Genomic DNA, 21,635 nt, shown 5'->3' with positions numbered 1-21,635 from the left:
TTCACAAACAGAAAAGCCTAGCTCGCAAACATAGGCGAGGCTAGGCTTTTTGCAATCAATCATGCTCTTCTTCCACAGGGTGCCTCATGATGCGGCGAGTGGCTTCATAGGCCGAGGTGAAGGAGAGTTCGGACAATTGCCCTTTTCCTTGGCACCAGTCTCCGGCAAAGTAAGCGTTGGGCAAACTGTGGAACTTGACAGGCATCAAGCGTTGGTCATCGATGCATTTGATTTCCTGCACCGTCGCTTTCTTGGATACGCGTTTGGCCACGAGGCGGTCGCGCCAACCCGGGAAGTGCTTATCGTAGACCGATTCGATGATGCTGACTTTCTCGTCCGCTTTGTTTTGGGCGATCTCTTCCTCATTCAGGTAGGCCACCGCTTGCATCAATTGCCCGCCTTCGGGCACACACGTCGTATCATAATAGGAGATGTCGGTGATGAACACTTTTTGCGCCTTTTGATAGATATAGGTAAATGGACTGGCAATCCGTTCAGAGAGACCGATATCATATACGACAACTTGGGTTGGACTATATCGCACATATTCTTCGAAGTATTTGTGGAATGGCGTTTCCGCAAACAATTGGCTGCACTCTTTGGGCGGAATGCAGAACATGTAATGGTCTGCCGTGTAAACGGTGTCCTCTTTCCCGTAGAGTGCGGTGATTTCGTTGCCGTCCAATTCGATGCGGCTCACTTTTTCTTTGGTGATGATTTTGCCGCCGTTTTGCTCGATGATGCCAGCGAAAGCTTCGACAATCGCTTGCCAACCGCCACCGATGTAAGAGACGGCGCGCTGGGTCGCGAACAGGCGTCGGTAGTAATCAAAAAACAGAGTCGAAGGAATGCGTTCTGGTTCGTTGGTGAAAAAGTTGGATGAAGCGATCGTCAACAGCAGATCGCGAACTTGCGGCGTCTCTTTTTGGAGATACTCACCAATGGGAATGCCTTCTTCCCCCCGTTCGATGGAGGACATCGTCTTGAACACTTCATAGGCGAACCGGACCTTGTCTTGGGAATCAAGGACTTTGGTGCGGTACAGCCCCTCCAATGTCGCCGGCATCGGCGTTGTATATGACCCCATGTCATAATAAGCTTTGGATGGGGAAAAGTCTTTCCAATTGACGTTCAAACCGATTTCATGTTCGAATTTGCGCAAGATGGATTTATCACGGGCATAGATGGCGTGAGCGCCAAAGTTAAAATTAAATCCCTTTAACGGGATGGTAATGGCTCGCCCTCCCAATTTGGGCGCTTTTTCCAGCAGGGTCACGTCGTATCCATTGTGTGTGAGTCGAGCGGCAGCGCTTAAGCCAGCTAAACCTCCACCCACCACAACCACTTTTTCAGACACGTAAAAACACTCTCCTCCAGTAAACGGTTACAAAGCGGAATAAATAGATATATCTACCACTTTCACTATTTTAACAAGTTTAAAACGTTTAGAGTAGGCTTTTGTTTGAGTTCGAAACTTTCTTGCTAGTGTTTCTCAGGCCGGAAGTGTAACGGATCGGCATGCGCAAGTCAAAAACCTTGTGCCATTTGATTATGCCGTCGAATTCGCCTGACTACTATTGTATGATAAAGTGGGAAAAATGGATACGGCAGAGGAAACAGACGGACATGAAGCGGACAAGGAAGGGATGGCGGATGAAGAAAAAGTTGGTGAGCGCTTGTTTTGCAGGGATTCATTGTCGCTATGACGGCAGGCACAATCGCGTGGAACAGATCCAGGATCTGGTTAAACGGGGTGAAGCGATTCCTGTGTGCCCCGAGCAGATGGGCGGTTTGTCCACTCCGCGCAAGCCGGCGGAAATTGTCGGCGGGGATGGCCATGATGTGTTGGACGGGAAAGCCAAAGTGATTGATATCGATGGGAAAGATGTGACGGAAGCCTTTGTGCGCGGGGCCTATGAGGCTTTGCACATGGCCCGGATGCTGGGGGTGGATGAAGCGATCCTAAAAGAGAAGAGCCCCTCCTGCGGCAGTTGCGTGATCTATGATGGCACCTTTCAAGGGAAGAAGAAAACAGGCAAAGGGGTGACGGCGGCCCTCTTGGAACGGCATGGGATCAAAGTGGCGTCGGAGGAGACGTGGGAAGAGCAAGAGACACCAAAAAACTCATGACTATTCAGCACAACCCAGGGATGAAAGTGTGCTGCTTGTGGAAGGGAACAACATGGCCGACCGACTCGTTAACATCATAAGTACTTTCGCAAAAGAGGCCCCTCACACATGAGAGGCCATTCGCCTATTATACGGCGGTCGATGGTGTTTTGTTTCGCTTGAGCTCTTGCTCCAACTTTTTATACTGCATCAACATGGCGATGCGCCATGGCAACAGCATGCCAAAAGCGAGGATGAAGAACACACTGCCTGTTTGAAAGACGCTGATATGATGTTCGATGTAGTTGTGCAAAGAGAGACGTACGAGGAAGAGGCCGGACAGAATGAACAAAAACGCCCGCGACTGTTTCAGGTAGATTTGGTCTTCTTTTATTTCAAAAGCGGATGTTTTGATCAGCGGCAAGGAAAAAAACAAGGCCCCCACCAAAAAGGAAAGGATCGCCCACGCGGCTGGAATGTGAAACTCGGGAAACAGGAACATTAGAAAACCTGTGCTCATCCCGAGTGGAGGAATGATGATCTTCTTGGCTGATGTGGGTTTTTTGGATGCCCTCAGCCGCATGATAAAAAATGTCGAAGCCATCAGAAAAGCGATGACCGGTGCGATTGCCGTGAGATGAATCGGTAGTGTCTGAACCATATCCGTCCCTCCTAATTCTAGAAAAAAACTAGCACATTCTTGTCCCTTTGTAAATAAGGTTATGCTTGACTTCGGGGCAAAATTAGCGCAAAATACATATCAATAAGTATCCTTTGCGATTGGGAAAATTTTCATACCGATGACGGCGATGATAAAGAAGAGTAGCATGGGAGCGGCTGTTTAGAGAGTTGGCGGATGGTGCGAGCCAATCAGTCCCCGGTGTGAATGGGCTTTGGAGCCGTTTTCTTGAACGCGGGAAGATATCCCGCCAGTAGGGAAAAACGGGTTGCTTCCGTTATTGAGATCAAGTGTGCCTGATGCGATCCAAGCTTCAGGCAAACAAGGGTGGTACCGCGAGTTCAAGCTCGTCCCTTTTTGGGGCGGGCTTTTTTATTTTCATCAGCAAAAGGAGGGCGTTGTGACATGGAACGCGTACTGTCAGGAATCCAACCGACGGGCATCGTCACGTTGGGGAATTATATTGGGGCGATGCAACGTTTTGTGAAGTTGCAGGAAGAAGCCGATTGTTATTTTTGCGTCGTTAACTTGCATGCCATTACCATTCCGCAAAATCCGGAAGAACTGAGACAGAAAACATTGGATCTGGTGGCCATGTACTTGGCGACTGGACTTGATCCGTCCAAGGCCACCATCTTCGTGCAGTCGCAGGTTGCGGCCCATGCCGAAGCGGGATGGTTGTTGCAGTGTGTGGCCCGGGTGGGGGAATTGAACCGCATGGTGCAATTCAAAGAGAAGGGAAAAGGGTCTGAATCGGTGGTGGCGGGACTATACACCTATCCGGTTCTGCAAGCGGCGGATATCTTACTGTACAATGCCAACCGGGTGCCCGTTGGCGAAGACCAGAAACAACACTTGGAGCTGACACGTGAGATTGCGGAGCGGTTTAACCGGGATTACGCCGATGTCCTCACGCTGCCCGAGCCGTTTATCGGGGAAGTGGGGGCAAGAATCATGGGTTTGGATAACCCGGAGAAAAAGATGAGCAAAAGCGCCGACAGCGAGTTCAACTACATTACCTTGCTGGATGAACCGAAGAAGATCGAGAAGAAGTTGAAGCGCGCGGTCACGGATTCGGAGAACATGGTTCGCTTCGATCCCGCAACGAAGCCGGGCATCAGCAATTTGCTCAACATCTACAGCAGCTTGTCCGGCAAGCCGATCAAAGAATTGGAAAAAGATTATGAAGGGGTGGGCTACGGTCAGTTTAAGAAGGACCTGATTGAAGTGACGGTGGACCATCTCGCGCCGATCCAAGCGCGCTTCCGGGAAATCAGAAATTCGGATGAGGTGATGAGAGTACTGGAGCAAGGCCGAGAAAAGGCAAGCGAAGTGGCGAATCAAACGTTGCGGCGCATGAAAGATGCCATGGGGATTATTTAATGCAAAAGGATCTCGTCCTGGGTAGGGGCGAGATCTTTTTAAGTGAACTATTCGCCACTAAGTGGCAGAAGTCACAATTTAAAAAACGACCCAGTCGAGTGGGCCGTTCATTGGTCGCATTACGCTTGCAATGCTTGCAATTTTTTAACGAGGCGGGACTTCTTGCGAGCCGCCGCATTTTTATGGATCAGGCCTTTGGTTACTGCTTTGTCCAAGGTGCGAGCAGCTTGGTTGTACAGAACCGCTGCTTTCTCGCTGTCTTGTTGATCAACGGCAACCAGGAATTTTTTCACGGCCGTACGCATAGCGGACTTTTGGGAAGCGTTGCGTTCACGGCGGATTTCGTTAGTTTTAGCACGTTTGATTGCGGACTTGATGTTAGCCAATGCGTTCACCTCCTGTGGGATTGGTTCTCCGCATCCCATTTATGCAACATGCAATATTCTAGCACGAGCCATGGCAAAAAGCAATAACAGGAAGCTCAGAGAATAATTAAATCAAGAAAAAGCAAACTATTAGCGGGAATGCGGGGGGATGTGGCCATCATACATCCCCAATAGATATAGCGGGGAAGGAGGTTCTGCGATGAACCTGGAGCGAAAGGAACATCAAATCGATTTATCCGGCTACTCCATCCGCACAGACCTGGCGCGGGAAGCGCATCAAATGGCGGTGGAGGAGCGAGGGGACGCAAGCGAAATCCCCGGTGTGCGGGTTGAAGAGGACACCCGGGAAGGAATTACCACCAGTTGGATCTGGATTGATGATCAAGCGGGAAGCGAAGCGATGGGAAAATTGCCTGGAACTTACCTGACGATTGAAGTGCCCGCTTTGCGGTCAAAGGATTCAATGTTGGAAAAACGGGTGAGTGAACACTTTGCCGAACAATTTGGACGCTTTTTGTCCGAGATTGGCATAAGGGAGGACGCCTCCTGTTTGGTGGTTGGCCTGGGGAACTGGAATGTGACGGCGGATGCCCTGGGACCGCTCGTCGTGAAACATACGGTGATCACCCGTCATCTGTTTGAGTTGATGCCCGAGTCCGTCGACGAGGGGTACCGGCCCGTCAGTGCCCTCTCTCCGGGCGTTTTGGGCATTACGGGGATGGAGACGAGTGAAATTGTGCACGGCGTGGTGGAGAAATCCAAACCTGACTTTGTCATTGCGTTTGACTCCTTGGCTTCGCGCGCGCTCACCCGGGTCAATACGACCATTCAAGTGGCCGATACCGGCATCCATCCGGGATCGGGTGTGGGAAACAAACGGAAAGCCTTAACCAAAGAATCGCTGGGCGTGCCGGTGATCGCCATCGGTGTGCCCACCGTGGTGGACGCGGTGACGATCGCCCACGATACCATTGATTACGTACTGTCGCATCTGGGGCGGGAAGTGCACGGGATGCGCGCCAATCCGCTGGATCCGCATAATCGCCCCAGCGTGAGGGACCTGCAAAACTACCAAACGCCACCTGAAACCAGAAACCGCATGATGGGGATGTTTGGCGCGCTCGATCCGGAAGAGAAACGGCAATTGATCCACGAGGTATTGTCTCCGCTCGGACAAAACTTGATTGTCACGCCCAAAGAAGTGGACTCCTTTATCGGCAATATGGCCAAATTGCTGGCAAACGGGATGAATTGCGCATTGCATGATGCGGTGACCATGGAGAATGTGGCTTCGCATGTGGGCTGATTCACGTAATCGATGACATATATAAGGAAACTTCGTTTCTGCTGGAGTTTTGAGCTGTTGACTGCGCAAAGTCAACAGCTTTTTTGTCGAACCCAAGATTTGCGTGGCAATTTTTCACATGTGAAAGATATTTTAGAGAGAAGCTGGTCGTGATGCCCGCATCCATTGGTCTGATAGTGATCCGTACAAAAAAGCTTGTAACCTTACTCTCTTTTTATGGGGATCTGGGACTCTCTTTTTAAGAGGAAAGGCACGGCACCGGCCCCATACATTATTCCTGTTTGCCGAAAGGGATCGTTTTTGAGATATATCCCGCAAAGGAAGAGGTGTCTTCCTGTTGCGTTGATAAGACGATGTTGGGGTTTCGGGTTCCGGCGCTTGATGAGGCTCATGAAAAACTGAGTTCGCTCGGTGTGAGATTGGTTTCTTTTCCTGCCTCAAAGCTCATGGGGTCGCTGGGCTCTGGTATTGGATCCTGACGGGCGCAAGATCGAGCTCATCGAATCAGCCTGATCGATGAGTTTTTGCCGATGGGGACAAGCGGTTCCATTTCGGGGAGCTTGTTTCCCAGGGCACTTATCCATTTGCTCTTATATTCTATCAGCCTCTCGAATCAAACATGATAGGTTCTATTTCTCATTCGTCTCTCATAAGCTTTGATGAGATGAATTGATAGAAGGTGAACCTGTTGAAAAATCGGTATCACAGTTTTATCACCGTCAACATGTCACGTCCCAAGACGAGACAAACTTTTGTGCTGCTTTGTTTAATCGTGGCCTTCACCTTCGCGCTGGCGGGGGCGCTTGCCATGGGACAAGCGGAAAGTCGGTTGGCCCCCTCCGAACTCAGTCGTATCACGTCCCATATTTCGTCCAAAACCCTAGTGATGGCCATGGGTGAAAATATCCCTTTTCTGCAAGAAGAGCTGCAGGCGGCGGGCCTGGAAGAAATCGCTTCAAGGATGGCGTTTGAACTGGCCACCAGCATCGATCTCAGAGACCCGCGCACGTATTTGGGGCGGGAACTTCCCATGTATGACTTGTTTGACAGTGAAATTGATATCGCCAGTAGCGATGTCGATTATACGTCGATTCCCATCGAATCCCCGCCGCCACCGAAATTGGAACAAGAGATCATCAAGGCGATGGAAGACTCTGGAAAGGATGTGGATGAAACCCCTTCCGGCACCATCAAACAGAAAAAAGTGCTGATCTACAACACGCACTTCTGGGAATCATATCTGCCCGAGTTGGGGCGGAAGGACCCGCGTTTGGCCTCCGATGTGCAGAAAAACATCACCAGCGTGTCCAAACGCATGGCGCGGGAGTTGGAGGAAATGGGCGTCGGTGCAGTGACAGTCAAGCGGAAATACACTTGGAATTCGGGATCGTATGTTCAATCCCGCAAAATGGTGATCGCGGCATTGGGTCAATATGAAGATGTCACGTATTTGATCGATTTGCATCGCGATGCCCAACGCCGGCCAAAGACTACCAAAGTGGTCAAGGGAAAAGCCTATGCCCGGTTGGCCTTTGTGGTGGGGAGAGAAAGCAAAAACTTTGAAGAGAATCTGCAATTGGCGCGGCAAATGTACAACCAGCTCAACCGCATCGTTCCAGGGATTTGCAGTGCGGTGATTATTAAAAAGCGCGAAAAAGGGAACAACGGAGAATATAACCAATCCCTGTCACCCAACAGCCTGCTCGTTGAAGTGGGAGGCATCGACAACACCTTTGAGGAGGCAAATCGGTCCATCGAGATATTGGCCCGCGTATTGGCGGAAAGAATCCACAAGTCCAAACCGGTATCGAATGAACAGTGAGGTGAATCAGAATGCGCGTGATGGTGCAATGTTGCTTTCTTGTCATCATGCTCATGGTCGGAATTGGGATCGGTATCAATCAAGCGGAAAAAAATATGCAAATGATGCAAGGGGCGGATGGCGCGCCGCGCGCGATCCAGATCACCCCGACGGAGCAAGGGCGGATCGAAATCGCCGTTCTGGGGCAAACGGTGAAAACGCAAAGCCCCGCATCAGTAGTGAATCAGGAAAAAGTAGACAAAGTGGCCACACAAGTGAAGCAAGGAACCAACATCATGGCCGTCATGGGCAATGAGATGGGCGAGGGCATCAGGCAAATCACGCGTGAATTGGCCGAATGGGTGTTTCGATGGGCTGACTGACAGCCTTATTTTTTTTGCCCGTTTGTGGTTAACTGGTCAATGAAAAGGAAATTCATTTGAAGAGCGGAGAACAGATTGTTATAATTAAGCAATGCAGTCTTGCTATGCACGCAGGAGGGAAATGAACGGGAATGGACAAGAGAGAACGACAAGCAATCATCCGAAATTTTTCGATTATCGCTCATATCGACCACGGCAAATCCACCCTGGCGGATCGGATCCTGGAGAAGACGGGTGCACTCAGCGAACGCGAGATGCAAAACCAATTCTTGGATAAGATGGATCTGGAACGCGAGCGTGGCATTACCATTAAGTTGCAATCAGTTCGCCTGCCATACAAGGCGAAAGATGGGCAGGAGTATATCTTGAATTTGATTGATACTCCGGGGCACGTTGACTTCACTTATGAAGTGTCCCGCAGTTTGCAAGCGTGTGAAGGCGCTCTTTTGGTGGTTGACGCTTCCCAAGGCGTTGAAGCGCAAACGTTGGCAAACGTCTATTTGGCGTTGGAGAACGATCTGGAGATCATTCCCGTTATCAATAAAATCGACCTGCCCAGCGCGGATCCAGACCGGGTGAAAAAGGAAGTGGAAGATGTCATCGGTCTCGATGCCAGTGAAGCGGTGCTCGCTTCGGCGAAAGCAGGAATTGGGATTGAAGAAGTTTTGGAGCAAGTGGTGGAGAAAGTGCCCGCTCCGGAAGGAGATCCAGACGCCCCGCTCAGAGCGCTGATTTTCGACTCCCTTTACGATTCCTATAAAGGGGTCATTATCTACATGCGGGTGGTGGACGGCACCATTAAGAAAGGGATGCGCATCCGCATGATGGCGACGGAAAAAGAATATGATGTCACCGAAGTGGGAGCTTTCGCGCCCCATCCGATGATCATGAGTGAACTGTCGGCGGGGGAAGTGGGCTTTGTGGTGGCCAACATCAAGAATGTTCGTGACACCCGGGTGGGGGATACGATCACGGATGCCGACAATCCCGCAAGTGAGCCGCTGCCGGGATATCGTCGGATCAACCCCATGGTGTTCTGCGGATTGTATCCGGTGGAGTCTTCAGAGTACGACGATCTTCGGGAAGCGCTCGAGAAGCTGGAGCTGAACGACGCTTCGCTCACCTATGAGCCGGAGACGTCGACCGCTTTGGGCTTTGGTTTCCGTTGCGGATTTTTGGGGCTCCTGCACATGGAGATCATTCAGGAACGGATCGAACGGGAGTTCGGCATTCCGCTGATCACCACGGCGCCAAGCGTTGTTTACAAGGTGTATCAAACCGACGGCACCGTATTGGAGATTGAGAATCCGACCCTGATGCCGGAAACCCAAAAGATCGATCGCGTGGAAGAGCCTTATGTGAAGGCGTCGATCATGGTGCCCAACGATTTTGTCGGCGCTGTGATGGAAATCTGCCAGAACAAGCGCGGCAATTACGTCGACATGAGCTACATCGACACGAACCGCGTGAATTTGACCTATGAGTTGCCATTGGCTGAAATCGTCTATGATTTCTTTGATCAATTGAAATCCAGCACCAAAGGTTACGCTTCGTTCGATTATGAATTGATTGGCTATAAGGCATCGGACCTGGTGAAGATGGATATTCTCCTGAACGGGGAAGTGGTTGACGCCTTATCCTTTATCGTGCATCGCGACCGCGCCTACCATCGCGGACGCGCGCTTACCGAGAAATTGAAAAAGCTGATCCCGCGCCAGATGTTTGAAGTGCCGATCCAAGCGGCGATCGGCAATAAAATCATTGCTCGGGAGACGATCAGCGCGATGCGCAAAAACGTGTTGGCGAAGTGTTATGGCGGGGACATCAGCCGGAAACGGAAACTGCTGGAGAAACAAAAAGAAGGGAAGAAGCGTATGAAAGCGGTGGGAAGTGTGGAAGTGCCGCAAGAAGCTTTCATGGCCGTTCTCAAAATTGACGACAGCAAGTAAGGGGTGAAGCCGTAGGCGGAAGGTTGTCCGCTTGCGGCTTTTTTGACCATGTTTTTGACAAGGAGGAAACTTTATGGCTCCCCAAGCCGTCTATATCCATATACCGTTTTGCACAAACAAATGTCATTACTGCGATTTTACGGCCTATGTGGTGGATGGTCAGCCGGTGGATGATTATTTGGCCGCGCTTGATCAAGAAATGGCCTTAACCGTGTCTGCCGTCCCCCCTGGAGCCATTCGCTCCATTTTTATCGGCGGAGGAACACCGACGGTGTTGACACCCCGGCAGATGGATCGCCTCTTGTCCAGCATCCGCCGCTATTTCCCTCTCTGGGATGAGTCGATCGAATTTACCATTGAAGCCAATCCGGGAACGACAGGTCCCGAGTTGCTCCGCGTGATGCGGGCGGGTGGGATTAACCGGATCAGCTTTGGAGCGCAAACCTTCCGCCCTGATTTGCTTGAGCGGATTGGACGCATCCATGGAGTGGAGGAGATCAAACGAGGGGTGGAGTTGGCGCGGGAAGCAGGCTTTGCCAATCTGTCGCTTGACCTGATGTTTGGGCTGCCTACCCAGACGGTGAGTGATATGGAAGAGACATTGCGGCAAGCGGTCGCCCTGGCGCCGGAACATTTCTCCTGCTATAGCCTGAAAGTGGAAGAAGGAACCTTGTTTCACCATTTGCACGAACGGAAAGAATTGCCGTTGCCGTCTGAAGATGCGGAGTTGGCAATGTACCAATTGACTCGTTCCTATCTCGCGGAACAAGGATATGCGCAGTACGAAGTGAGCAATTTTTCCAAGCCGGGTCGAGAAAGCCGCCATAATCTGACTTATTGGCTAAACGAAGAGTATTATGGTTTTGGAACAGGGGCTCATGGGTATGTGCAAAAACGCCGCCACGCCAACATCAAGGGCGTAAAAGAATATGTTCAGCGACTGGAGCGGAACGAACTCCCCATCGCCGAAAGTTACCCGGTCAGCCGCACGGAAGAGATGGAGAACTTTATGATCTTGGGTCTGCGTTTGATGGAGGGGGTGAGCCGGGACAAATTTCAGCGTTTGTATGGTGTGGAGCTGGAGCAAGTGTTTGGCTCGGTCCTGACGCGACTGCTGACGAAAGGGCTGCTTGATTTGAACGGCGACCGCTATCGTTTGACGGAAAAAGGATTGATATTTGGCAATGACGTGTTTGCTGATTTTTTAGGGAGCATTGATTTATGAATGGATAGATTGACATCAATTCGCCCCTTTGGTAATTTTAAATTAGTATTTTAGCACTCGACCATAAGGAGTGCTAACAAGGAGGGGAGGCAGATGTTAACCGAGCGCCAAAAACGGATTCTCTGGGCAATTATCGACGATTATATTATCTCAGCAGAACCTGTCGGCTCACGCACCGTGTCCAAGAAGAAGGGGGTCGATGTGAGCGCGGCGACCATCCGCAATGAGATGGCTGATTTGGAAGAGATGGGTTTTTTGGAGCAGCCACATACATCTGCCGGCCGAATACCTTCGCAAAAAGGGTATCGTTTCTACGTTGATCATCTCTTAAAACCATATATGTGGTCAAAAGAAGACTTGCTGGCATTGCATGAGTTTTATGCTTTGAAAGTGGATCATGTCGAGCAAGCGATTAAGCATATGAATTCAATCCTTGCTTATTTGACCAATTGCATGACCTTCATTTTGGGTCCAAATTTATCAGAGAGTCGATTGAAACATCTGCACATCATCCCGTTGTACGACCGTCTTGCCGTCTCCATCATGGTGACGGATACGGGACATGTTCACCAGCAGCGCATTCTGTTGCCGGAAGACATTCCGTGGACCACGCTGGAGAAGATGGTGAATCTCTTGAACCATCGCCTCAGCGGTGCCCCGATGTCCAAGTTGGATCAGATTGTGGCGCGGGAGTTGACGGAAGAACTTCAGCGGCATGTCGACCACTTTGAAAAGTTGACGGATCTGACCGTTCAGCTATTGCAGACGGAACAGGAAGACCGAGTCTATACGAGTGGGACGACACGCATTTTGGAACAGCCGGAGTTTCGCGATGTGGATAAGATGAAATCGCTCTTGGATCTCGTAGAGGCGAATGAGGCGCTGATTCAACTGCTAAAGCCAAAAGCTGATGGCGTACAGGTGCGAATAGGATATGAGAACGATTTAGAAGCCGTGCAAGACTGCAGCGTGATCTCAGCTTCTTATATGATAAACGGCAAACCGGTTGGAACCATAGGTGTACTCGGACCGACGCGAATGGATTACGGCCGTGTCATTGGAATTCTTGATTTTTTAGCAAAAGATTTCTCTAGACGGTTGAGCATGCTCTATGAAAAAGAATAAACTAAGCATATTAGGATGTACCACGCGTGTTTAGGGGTTCATAGAAATAAAAGGAACCCCTATGCCCATGTAGAGAAAGGAAGGGGAAACCCGGTGCCGGATAAAGTCCATCTACACCAAGAAAAAGAGGAGGCGCGTCTGTCCGCGCTCCAATCCAATGCCAATGCCGTTAAATCTGTTGCACAGGCGGTTGCCTCCACACTCGGCCCCAAGGGTCTCGACACCATGCTCGTCAACTCCAAAAATGAAGTGATTGTGACCAATGACGGTGTGACCATTTTGGATCGCATGGAAATCACCCATCCGGCGGCCAAGATGATTGTCAACGTGGCTAAGTCGCAACAAGATGAAATGGGCGATGGAACCACAACAGCCACGTTGCTGGCTTCCGCGCTGGTGGATGAGGGTGTGAAGCAGGTGACACGAGGGGTTCCAGTGACCAAAGTCATCGCGGGAATCCAACGCGGAATCCGCTTTGCCCTGATCAAAATGCAGGAACGGGCCCGCACGATTTACGAATTGGATGATGAATGGCTGCAACGGATTGCGTTTACCGCCAGCCGCGAGAATGAAGATATCACCTTGGCGGTGATTGAGGCCGCCCATATGGTTGGTCGCGAAAAGCTGTTGGAAAAAGGGTTTAAACTATCCAGTTGCGTCGTCGCCCATCCGCGCATTGAAAGCAATGTGTTCTCGGGGATCGTCATCAGCAAAACCCGGATGAACCCGCAGATGCCGCGAAAGAGGGAAAACGCGCGGGTGCTGGTGTTGGCTGATGCGTTAGAACCGGAATCCTTCTCCGATGAAGTGCGCACGGACGAAGCGTTCAACCGCAAGGAGCGGTTGCGGGAAGAGTTTTACGTCATGCTGGAGCATTTGATTCATTTGAATGTGGGCTTTATCGTCACAGACGGAGCTGTTGACCCCCACGCGGAAGAAGTCCTTACGGATGCCGGGGTGATCGTGGTTTCGGAGGTTGCGCGCGAAGAGCTGGAGAAAGTATCTGAATATACTGGAGCGCGTCAAATCAAACGAAGCGGACTGAAGAAAAGCCCGGAAGAGATCGAAGCCTTATTGGGATATTGTTCCGAAGTGGAAGATGACGAAGTTCTCGCCCGAATCCGGATTACCGGCGGGCACGGGAAGCCGTTTGCAACCATTTTGGTCGGAGCGGCGACGGAAGAAGTGGTGGAAGAGCGCGAACGGATATGCAAGGATGCAGCATCAGCGGTGCAAGCGGCGATTCACGGCGGATTTGTGCCGGGCGGCGGGGCCGTCGAACTGGCGATCGGGCGTGATGTCGAACATTTCCGCGATACGGTGCAAGGGATGGAACGGTTTGGCGTATCGGCGGTGGCGGAAGCCCTGCAACGCCCCATGAGCCAAGTGGTCGCCAATGCCGGATTCAACCCCTTGGAAAAAATCGAAGCGGTCAAAGCATTGCAACTAAAACGTCAATCTGATTCCTTGGGAATCGATTGCGATCGGGGTACGGTTGCGGATATGATTGAAATGGGGGTTGTCGACCCGCTCCCGGTCAAAGCGCATGCGCTGCAAACAGCAGGAGAAGTTGCCATTGCGATTTTGCGCATCCACACGGTTGTGAAGATGAAAGAAGACCCTGTTTTCTAATATAGGAGGACCAGAATGATGAAGCATGAAAATGAAGAGCTTCAGCATCCAACTGGAAGCCAACCCTCTGCAAATGAAGAATCATTTGAGGAGCAGGCAAGTGTACATACGGGTGCCGAGGAATCCTCACCCGCCGAAGGATCTCTTGAGCAAGAGCTGGAGCAAACCAAGCAATTGGCGGAGAAGTGGCAGAGGCAAGCGGAGCAACACCGCGAGCTTTATTTACGTGCACTTGCCGACCTGGAGAACTACCGTCGCCGGGCTCGCAAAGAGAAAGAAGAAGTGGCCAAATATGCGGTGGTTCCCTTTCTTGAAAAACTCTTGCCCGTGCTCGACAACTTTGAGCGCGCCTTGGATGCGGCGGATCAAAGTGAAGATGCGCGAATGTTGCAAGAAGGAATTGAGATGGTGTATCGTCAATTCTTAAATGTTCTGTCTGAAACTGGTTTGACGATGATTGAGACTGAAGGAAAACCGTTCAACCCGCATGAGCACAACGCAGTCATGCAAGTGGAGACGGATCATATGGCGCCTGGCATGGTTGTTGAAGAACTGCAAGCGGGGTACCGTTACCTGGACCGTGTGATTCGTCCATCAATGGTCAAAGTGAGCCAATAAAAATACTACTTACGCAAAGGTTGAGGTAGGAGGTTAGTAGTCAATGGGTAAAGTAATTGGAATTGACTTAGGGACAACCAACTCATGTGTAGCATTTATGGACGGCAATGAGGCTGTCGTCATTCCCAACGCAGAAGGTGGCCGCACCACCCCCTCTGTAGTGGGGTTCTCCAAAACGGGTGAACGCTTGGTCGGGGAAGCCGCCAAACGCCAAGCCATCACCAATCCGGAAAAAACGATCATTTCCATCAAGCGCTATATGGGAACAGACCATAAAGTGCAAATTGATGACAAAGCATATAGCCCGCAAGAAATCTCCGCGATGATTCTGCAAAAGTTAAAAGCGGATGCTGAGGCTTATCTGGGCGAAACGGTAACCCAAGCCGTCATCACCGTTCCTGCATACTTTAATGATAGCCAACGCCAAGCGACCAAAGACGCCGGACGGATCGCCGGTTTGGAAGTGTTGCGCATCATCAACGAGCCAACCGCTGCCGCGCTGGCATACGGTATGGAAAAATCGGAAGACCAAAAAATCCTCGTCTTTGACTTGGGTGGCGGTACCTTTGACGTATCCATCCTTGAGCTGGGCGATGGCGTGTTTGAAGTATTGTCGACCAGTGGGGATAACCAACTGGGCGGTGACGACTTTGACCAAGTCATCATCGATTATCTCGTGCAAGAGTTCAAAAAGGAAAACGGCATTGATATCAGCCATGACAAAATGGCCGTCCAACGCTTGAAAGACGCGGCGGAAAAAGCGAAAAAAGACTTGTCCGGCGTGTTGACCACGACGATTTCGCTTCCGTTCTTGACAGCTGACGCGACGGGTCCAAAACATTTGGAAGTCACGTTAACCCGCGCCAAATTTGAAGAGTTGAGCGCCAACCTGATTGAACGGACCATGGCTCCAACCCGTCAGGCGCTGAGCGATGCGGGACTCACTCCGAATGATATCGATAAAGTGATCCTGGTTGGCGGATCGACCCGGATTCCCGCAGTGCAGGAAGCGATTAAGCGCTTAATCGGCAAAGAGCCAAGCAAAGGGGTTAACCCAGACGAAGTCGTGGCGATGGGTGCGGCGATCCAAGGCGGGGTATTGTCCGGCGATGTGAAAGATATCGTCTTGCTGGATGTGACGCCGCTGTCCCTCGGAATTGAAACCCTGGGTGGCGTCTTCACCAAATTGATCGAGCGCAACACGACGATCCCAACCGAGAAGTCCCAAATTTTCTCCACCGCGGCGGACAACCAAACCTCTGTGGACATTCACGTTCTGCAAGGGGAACGTCCGATGGCGGCCGACAACAAACCATTGGGCCGTTTCCAACTGACGGATATTCCACCGGCGCCACGGGGAATTCCACAAATTGAGGTCACCTTCAAAATCGACGCCAACGGGATTGTGCATGTATCGGCGAAAGACAAAGCAACCGGCAAGAGCCAAGCGATCACGATTCAATCTTCCGGCGGTCTGAGCGATGAAGAGATCGAACGCATGGTAAAAGAGGCGGAGATGCATGCGGAAGAAGACAAAAAGCGCCAAGAACAAGTGGAAACCCGCAACAAAGCGGACCAATTGATCTTTACCACCGAGAAGACCATTAAGGATCTCGGCGATAAAGTGGATAAAGCTGAGTTGGATAAAGCAAACCAAGCGAAAGATCAGCTGAAAAAAGCGCTCGAAGAAGATAATCTGGAAGAAATGAAAAAAGGTATTGAAGAATTGGAGCAAGCTGTGCAACAATTATCTGTAAAACTGTATGAAAAAATGCAGCAAGAAGCAAACCAAGCACAAGGATCAGAAGCTTCCGCGGAGAAAAAAGATAATGTCGTTGATGCTGAGTATGAAGAGGTAAAAGAAGAAGAGAAATAAAGAGGAGAAGGGAAGAGTTCTCCTCGACTGGAAAGTCAATGTCGAGGCTCTGCCTTGCTTGGCTTTCCATTTTTTGTGGATATGTTTGCTGGATGGTTGAGTTAGAAGAGGAGGTGACCCGGTGAGCAAACGTGACTATTATGAGGTGCTAGGTATTAGCCGCGATGCCTCTGATGATGAGATTCGCAAAGCCTACCGAAAATTGGCACGCAAATATCACCCAGACGTAAACAAAGAAGCAGATGCAGAACAAAAGTTTAAAGATGTGAAAGAAGCATATGAAGTATTGAGCGATCCGCAGAAAAAAGCCAGTTACGATCGCTTTGGTCATGCTGATCCTACCGGTGGATTTGGTGGGGGAGCTGGTGCGGGAGCCGGATTTGACGCCGATTTTGGGTTCGGGGACATTTTTGATATGTTTTTTGGCGGCGGAAGACGCAATAATCCCAACGCCCCCCGTCAAGGTGCCGATTTGGAATATCGCCTGCAAATTGATTTTAAAGATGCCGTATATGGCAAAACTGTGGATGTTGTCATTCCGCGCACCGAAACGTGCGACCAATGCCACGGATCAGGAGCCAAGCCGGGGACCAAGCCGGAAACCTGTTCTGTATGCCAGGGAAGCGGACAGACGGAAGTAGTGCAAAATACACCGTTTGGCCGTGTGGTTAACCGTCGGATCTGCCACGCTTGTAACGGAACGGGCCAATTGATCAGAGAGAGATGCACCCATTGCTCCGGGCAAGGACAAGTGAAGAAAAAGAAAAAAATCAACGTCAAAATTCCAGCAGGTATCCACGAAGGCGCTCAATTGCGCGTAAGCGGTGAAGGTGAACCCGGGATGAATGGCGGGCCACCAGGAGATCTCTATATCACGATTTATGTTAAGCCGCACGAGTTTTTCAAACGGGAAGGCGACGATCTGGTGTGTGAATTGCCAATCACCTTTGGGCAAGCCGCTCTGGGTGATGAAGTGATTGTTCCCACCTTGAATGGTCGTGCCCGGCTGAAGGTGCCCGCAGGCACGCAAACGGGGACCGAATTCCGTTTGCAAGGGAAAGGGGTTCCACGTCTGCGGGGATATGGTGAAGGTGATTTGCGCGTCAAAGTGCGCGTGGTCACACCATCCAAGCTGACGGAGGAACAAAAAGAGGCGCTTCGCAAGTTTAGCCGGCTCTGTGGTGAATACATTAACCAAGAGCAGTCCAATAACTTCTTCGATAAGATGAAACAAGCGTTTCGCGGCGACTAATGAACTTAAACGGGCATCTTTGCCCGTTTTTCTTTATCATTTGGAGGGATTATATTGAATTGGATAGAGATTTGTGTCCATACCAGTCAAGAGGCGACAGAGGCTGTCAGTTATATCTTGCAGGAACTTGGAGCGGACGGAGTGTCCATCGAAGATCCTGAAGTGCTTCATCGCACCTGGGATAACCAATTTGGCGAAATCATTGAATTGTCGCCGGATGATTACCCGCAAGAAGGCGTGCGTGTAAAAGCATATCTGTCCGAATTGGAATGCACAGATGTGGACGGGTTTGTGGCCGAGGTAAAAGAGCGATTGGCGGAGTTGCAAGCGGCCCAGTTTGATGTGGGATCGGCTATTGTCACAACGCAAGCAGTGAGCGAATCCTCTTGGGAAGATGAGTGGAAAAAATATTACAAAACAATTAAAGTGACGGACCGCATCGTGATCAAGCCTGAGTGGGAACGTTATACGCCCGCTTCACCGGATGAGCGCATCATTGAATTGGACCCCGGGATGGCTTTTGGCACGGGAACCCATCCCACCACCATGCTTTCCATCCGGTTGCTGGAGAAATATCTCAAGCCGGGACAGCGTGTGATCGATGTGGGTTGCGGCAGCGGGATTTTGAGCATTGTAGCGGGGAAGCTGGGTGCCGAGCCGATTTTGGCCCTTGATTTGGACCCGCTTGCGGTAGAGAAGGCACGGGAAAACATCGCCTTGAATCACTTGTCGGGGCGAGTGACCGTGCGACAAGGAGACTTGTTAAAAGGCGTGGCTGGCACGGCGGATGTCGTGGTGGCCAACATCTTGGCGGAGATTATTTTGAAGTTCGTCCATGAGCTTCCGCGTGTCCTGGTTCCCGGGGGAACGTTTGTCGCTTCCGGGATTATTGAAGAGAAGAAGGGGAAGGTGGAAGAAGCATTGGCCATGATCGGGCTTGAAATTTTGGAAACCATTCACCAAGATGGCTGGGTAGCTATCGCCGCGAAAAAATGGTAAACTGATAGGAGTGTCAAATGCAAAGATATTTCATTGCACAAGAACAAATCATGGAGACAACCATTCGACTTGTCGGAGAGGATGTCCATCATATAAAAAATGTGATGCGCAATAAACCTGGCGACCAGATCATCTGTTGCGCCGGCCAGGGCATCGACTACCTGGTGGAGATTGAATCCCTCGACAGCAGTGAGGTCATGACGCGCATTGTTGAGCGGATGCCCTCGAAAGGGGAACCCCGGACGAAGATCCTGCTTGCGCAATCACTGCCGAAAGGCGATAAATTGGAATGGATTCTGCAAAAAGGAACGGAGCTGGGTGCGTCAGCCTTTTTGCCGTTTTCCTCGGAACGAAGCATTGTAAAACTCGATGCCCGTAAAATTGACAAGAAAAAAGAACGGTGGGACCGGATTGTGAAAGAAGCCGCCGAACAAGCTCATCGTGGAGCGGTGCCGACGGTGGCCACTCCGTTGTCCTGGAAGGCGCTTTTACAAGAAATAACAAAGCGAGAATGCGCTTGGATCGCTTATGAAAAAGGAGGTCTCCCCTTGGCCGAAGCAATTGGATCGGCCGCGGATGAGATCTTGTTCATCGTGGGCCCGGAAGGCGGGTTTACTGAGGCTGAGATTCAAGAAGCGAAAGAAGCAGGTGCAGTGCCAATCTCGCTTGGTTCACGTATATTGCGAACAGAGACCGCGCCCCTTATGGCGCTCTCTTGCATCTTGTTCGCAAGGCAAGATCTAGGAGGTGACTAAGCATGAGAACGGTTGCGTTTCACACATTGGGATGCAAAGTGAATGCGTATGAGACTGAAGCGATGTGGCAACTGTTTAAGCAAGCGGGTTATACCCGGGTGGAATTCGAGGAAAAAGCTGACGTATATCTGATCAATACATGTACGGTTACCAACACGGGGGACAAGAAGAGCCGCCAGGTGATCCGCCGGGCGATTCGCCGTAATCCCGATGCTGTGATTGCCGTGACGGGATGTTACGCCCAAACTTCTCCCGCAGAAGTGGCGGCGATTCCCGGCGTGGATATTGTGGTGGGCACCCAAGGGCGCGATAAGCTGACTGAGTATGTGGAGCAATACTTGGCGCAGCGCCAACCGATCAATGCGGTGGGCAATATCATGAAACAACGCGAGTATGAAGAATTGGATGTGCCCGCATTTGCCGATCGGACCCGCGCTTCGCTGAAGATCCAAGAAGGGTGCAACAACTTCTGCACCTTCTGCATCATTCCTTGGGCCAAAGGGCTCTCCCGCAGCCGCAAGCCGGAAAATGTCTTGCAACAAGCTCGTCAGCTTGTTGCGGCGGGATACAAGGAGATCGTGTTGACCGGGATTCATACGGGTGGCTATGGCGACGACTTTGAAAATTACAAGCTGGCCGATTTGCTTTGGGACTTGGATAAGATCGAGGGGTTGAACCGGGTGCGGATCAGTTCGATCGAAGCGAGCCAGATTGATGAGCGCGTGATCGAAGTGTTGAACGCGTCCGAGAAGATGTGCCGTCACCTGCACATCCCGCTCCAGGCCGGGGATGACGAAGTGTTGAAGCGGATGCGCCGCAGATACACAACGGCGGAGTTTAAAGAGAAAATCATGCTGTTGCATGAAGCGATGCCCAATGTGGCCATCACCACCGATATGATCGTGGGCTTCCCGGGTGAAACCGAAGAACAGTTTGAAAATGGATATCGGTTTGTGGAAGAACTTAAAATGTATCAAATGCACGTCTTCCCATATTCCAAACGGACCGGAACACCGGCCGCGCGCATGCCGGACCAAGTGCCGGAAGAGGTGAAGCATGAGCGCGTGCGCAAATTGATTGATCTTTCCAATCGTTTAACCTTGGAGTATGCCCAAAAGTTTGTTGGTGACGTGTTGGAAGTGATTCCGGAACGCCCTTATAAAGAAGACCCAACCAGCGGGCTTTATATGGGATATACCGATAATTACCTGCAAGTGGCGTTCCCCGCGACGGAAGAGATGGTAGGGAAAGTGTGCCGGGTGCGGATCGATGAGGTTGAATCGCCTGAGTACTGCCGCGGCACGTTCGTCCGTGTGATCGATGATGTGCCCCGTCCGGCGCGTGTAGGTTAATGCCGATACAAACAGCTGTGATCCCAATAGGGAACCGGCTGTTTTTTTGTTTGCCGGAGAGGGAAAAAAGTGGGGATCGATGATGGAAAGGGGAATGGCTTATGGCTCGGTTGTTTCATTATCATTATTGGACACCCCGTGTAGAGGAGATGGAGCGATGTTATTTGGCATGCGATTTTAAACTGAACCAACGGGTGGGGCGCGTCCCAGGAGCCGAATGGCGACGGTGGGACATGTGTAACTGGGCAGAGCTGCGGAAAAGGAATGTGATGTTGCGGATCATTGAGATGGTTATGGGAGAAGTGAATGTCACCTTTGGCATGGGAAAACAGGATTTGTTTGATCATGTGGGTTTCCAAGTGGATGAAGACGGGATGCTGGCGATTTGCAAACGGGCGGTATTAAAAGGGTGGCCTGTAGAGCGAAATGAACGGAGAACCTTTATCACCACTCCGTGGACGTTTCGTGTCGAGTTGATGTTGCAACCTGTGATTGAAGAACCATCCAACTGTCGCATCCGTTCGCTGACCATGGCCGTCCACGGTGATCTAGCACCGGTTGGCGAGTTGGCCCAACTGTTGGATATTCCAATGTTTACCCAGCCAGATTCGCTCCGGTTGTCTGACGGTGAATGGGAGTGGATCATTCATTCCGGCGAAAAGACACGGGTGGAAGAAGTGAGACTGGCCACGCCATCAGCAAGCGTTTCGGTCACTGATCCGGTGGGGGTTAGACTCCTCCTTGGCTAAGCGCTTGTACCGACACCCTTTTCTGTGCTATGATCGCTAAGCAAACCGATAAAAAG

The 21,635-nt window shown here is 51.0% G+C and carries 19 protein-coding genes and 1 other annotated feature; of the genes, 16 read left to right on the top strand and 3 right to left on the bottom strand.

Annotated elements, in window-relative coordinates; all coding sequences use genetic code 11:
• Positions 1-55 precede the first annotated feature (55 nt).
• Positions 56-1,357 carry a phytoene desaturase family protein gene (locus ACFQNG_RS05760; protein WP_379863931.1) on the bottom strand — a complete coding sequence of 434 codons (1,302 nt, stop codon included), beginning with the start codon at positions 1,355-1,357 and terminating at the stop codon, positions 56-58.
• Between the two features lie 296 nt (positions 1,358-1,653).
• On the opposite strand from ACFQNG_RS05760, the gene ACFQNG_RS05755 reads away from it, so the two are divergent.
• Positions 1,654-2,130: a 2-thiouracil desulfurase family protein gene (locus tag ACFQNG_RS05755; RefSeq protein ID WP_379863930.1), complete on the top strand. Its 477-nt coding sequence runs from the start codon at positions 1,654-1,656 to the stop codon at positions 2,128-2,130.
• A gap of 127 nt (positions 2,131-2,257) precedes the next feature.
• Here ACFQNG_RS05755 and ACFQNG_RS05750 read toward each other — a convergent pair whose 3' ends face one another.
• Positions 2,258-2,770 (bottom strand): CcdC family protein, encoded by a 513-nt coding sequence (locus tag ACFQNG_RS05750; protein ID WP_379863929.1) that lies wholly within the window; start codon positions 2,768-2,770, stop codon positions 2,258-2,260.
• A 139-nt stretch (positions 2,771-2,909) separates the two neighbouring features.
• Positions 2,910-3,146, top strand: a binding site (T-box leader).
• Positions 3,147-3,193: 47 nt separating this feature from the next.
• On the opposite strand from ACFQNG_RS05750, the gene trpS reads away from it, so the two are divergent.
• Entirely contained in the window at positions 3,194-4,171 is a 978-nt protein-coding gene (trpS, locus tag ACFQNG_RS05745; RefSeq protein WP_379863928.1) for a tryptophan--tRNA ligase, read from the top strand.
• Positions 4,172-4,290: 119 nt separating this feature from the next.
• Here the strand turns inward: trpS and rpsT are convergent, their stop codons facing one another.
• Positions 4,291-4,557, bottom strand: a complete 267-nt coding sequence (rpsT, locus tag ACFQNG_RS05740) for a 30S ribosomal protein S20 (protein ID WP_379863927.1) — start codon at positions 4,555-4,557, stop codon at positions 4,291-4,293.
• A gap of 199 nt (positions 4,558-4,756) precedes the next feature.
• Here rpsT and gpr point away from each other — a divergent pair, with 199 nt between their 5' ends.
• The 14 genes from gpr (at position 4,757) to ACFQNG_RS05670 (ending at position 21,579) form a co-directional block, all read left to right on the top strand.
• Positions 4,757-5,863: a GPR endopeptidase gene (gene gpr, locus ACFQNG_RS05735; protein ID WP_379863926.1), complete on the top strand. Its 1,107-nt coding sequence runs from the start codon at positions 4,757-4,759 to the stop codon at positions 5,861-5,863.
• A 688-nt stretch (positions 5,864-6,551) separates the two neighbouring features.
• Entirely contained in the window at positions 6,552-7,685 is a 1,134-nt protein-coding gene (spoIIP, locus tag ACFQNG_RS05730) for a stage II sporulation protein P (protein ID WP_379863925.1), read from the top strand.
• 11 nt (positions 7,686-7,696) lie between these two features.
• Positions 7,697-8,047, top strand: coding sequence for a DUF3679 domain-containing protein (locus tag ACFQNG_RS05725; RefSeq protein ID WP_379863924.1), 351 nt, complete (start codon positions 7,697-7,699; stop codon positions 8,045-8,047).
• Positions 8,048-8,178: 131 nt separating this feature from the next.
• A complete protein-coding gene (gene lepA / locus ACFQNG_RS05720) occupies positions 8,179-9,996 on the top strand; it encodes a translation elongation factor 4 (protein WP_379863923.1) in 1,818 nt (605 codons plus the stop codon).
• A 73-nt stretch (positions 9,997-10,069) separates the two neighbouring features.
• Complete coding sequence (gene hemW, locus ACFQNG_RS05715; RefSeq protein ID WP_379863922.1) at positions 10,070-11,221, top strand: radical SAM family heme chaperone HemW; 1,152 nt, start codon at positions 10,070-10,072, stop codon at positions 11,219-11,221.
• Between the two features lie 93 nt (positions 11,222-11,314).
• The gene (gene hrcA, locus ACFQNG_RS05710) at positions 11,315-12,346 is read left to right on the top strand and encodes a heat-inducible transcriptional repressor HrcA (protein ID WP_379863921.1); all 1,032 of its coding nucleotides are present in this window, start codon (positions 11,315-11,317) and stop codon (positions 12,344-12,346) included.
• Positions 12,347-12,439: 93 nt separating this feature from the next.
• Positions 12,440-13,978: a TCP-1/cpn60 chaperonin family protein gene (locus ACFQNG_RS05705; RefSeq protein WP_379863920.1), complete on the top strand. Its 1,539-nt coding sequence runs from the start codon at positions 12,440-12,442 to the stop codon at positions 13,976-13,978.
• 15 nt (positions 13,979-13,993) lie between these two features.
• The gene (grpE, locus tag ACFQNG_RS05700; protein WP_379863919.1) at positions 13,994-14,596 is read left to right on the top strand and encodes a nucleotide exchange factor GrpE; all 603 of its coding nucleotides are present in this window, start codon (positions 13,994-13,996) and stop codon (positions 14,594-14,596) included.
• Positions 14,597-14,639: 43 nt separating this feature from the next.
• Positions 14,640-16,472 carry a molecular chaperone DnaK gene (dnaK, locus tag ACFQNG_RS05695; protein ID WP_379863918.1) on the top strand — a complete coding sequence of 611 codons (1,833 nt, stop codon included), beginning with the start codon at positions 14,640-14,642 and terminating at the stop codon, positions 16,470-16,472.
• 121 nt (positions 16,473-16,593) lie between these two features.
• Entirely contained in the window at positions 16,594-17,724 is a 1,131-nt protein-coding gene (dnaJ, locus tag ACFQNG_RS05690; protein WP_379863917.1) for a molecular chaperone DnaJ, read from the top strand.
• Between the two features lie 54 nt (positions 17,725-17,778).
• Positions 17,779-18,723, top strand: a complete 945-nt coding sequence (gene prmA / locus ACFQNG_RS05685; RefSeq protein WP_379863916.1) for a 50S ribosomal protein L11 methyltransferase — start codon at positions 17,779-17,781, stop codon at positions 18,721-18,723.
• A gap of 17 nt (positions 18,724-18,740) precedes the next feature.
• Positions 18,741-19,478 carry a 16S rRNA (uracil(1498)-N(3))-methyltransferase gene (locus ACFQNG_RS05680; RefSeq protein WP_379863915.1) on the top strand — a complete coding sequence of 246 codons (738 nt, stop codon included), beginning with the start codon at positions 18,741-18,743 and terminating at the stop codon, positions 19,476-19,478.
• Positions 19,479-19,480: 2 nt separating this feature from the next.
• Positions 19,481-20,830, top strand: a complete 1,350-nt coding sequence (gene mtaB / locus ACFQNG_RS05675) for a tRNA (N(6)-L-threonylcarbamoyladenosine(37)-C(2))-methylthiotransferase MtaB (protein ID WP_379863914.1) — start codon at positions 19,481-19,483, stop codon at positions 20,828-20,830.
• 101 nt (positions 20,831-20,931) lie between these two features.
• Positions 20,932-21,579, top strand: a complete 648-nt coding sequence (locus ACFQNG_RS05670) for a hypothetical protein (RefSeq protein WP_379863913.1) — start codon at positions 20,932-20,934, stop codon at positions 21,577-21,579.
• The last annotated feature ends 56 nt before the right edge of the window (positions 21,580-21,635 follow it).

The organism is Laceyella putida (genome assembly GCF_042665195.1).
Lineage (GTDB): Bacteria > Bacillota > Bacilli > Thermoactinomycetales > Thermoactinomycetaceae > Laceyella > Laceyella putida.
This window is presented reverse-complemented; position numbering and strand designations above follow the sequence as displayed.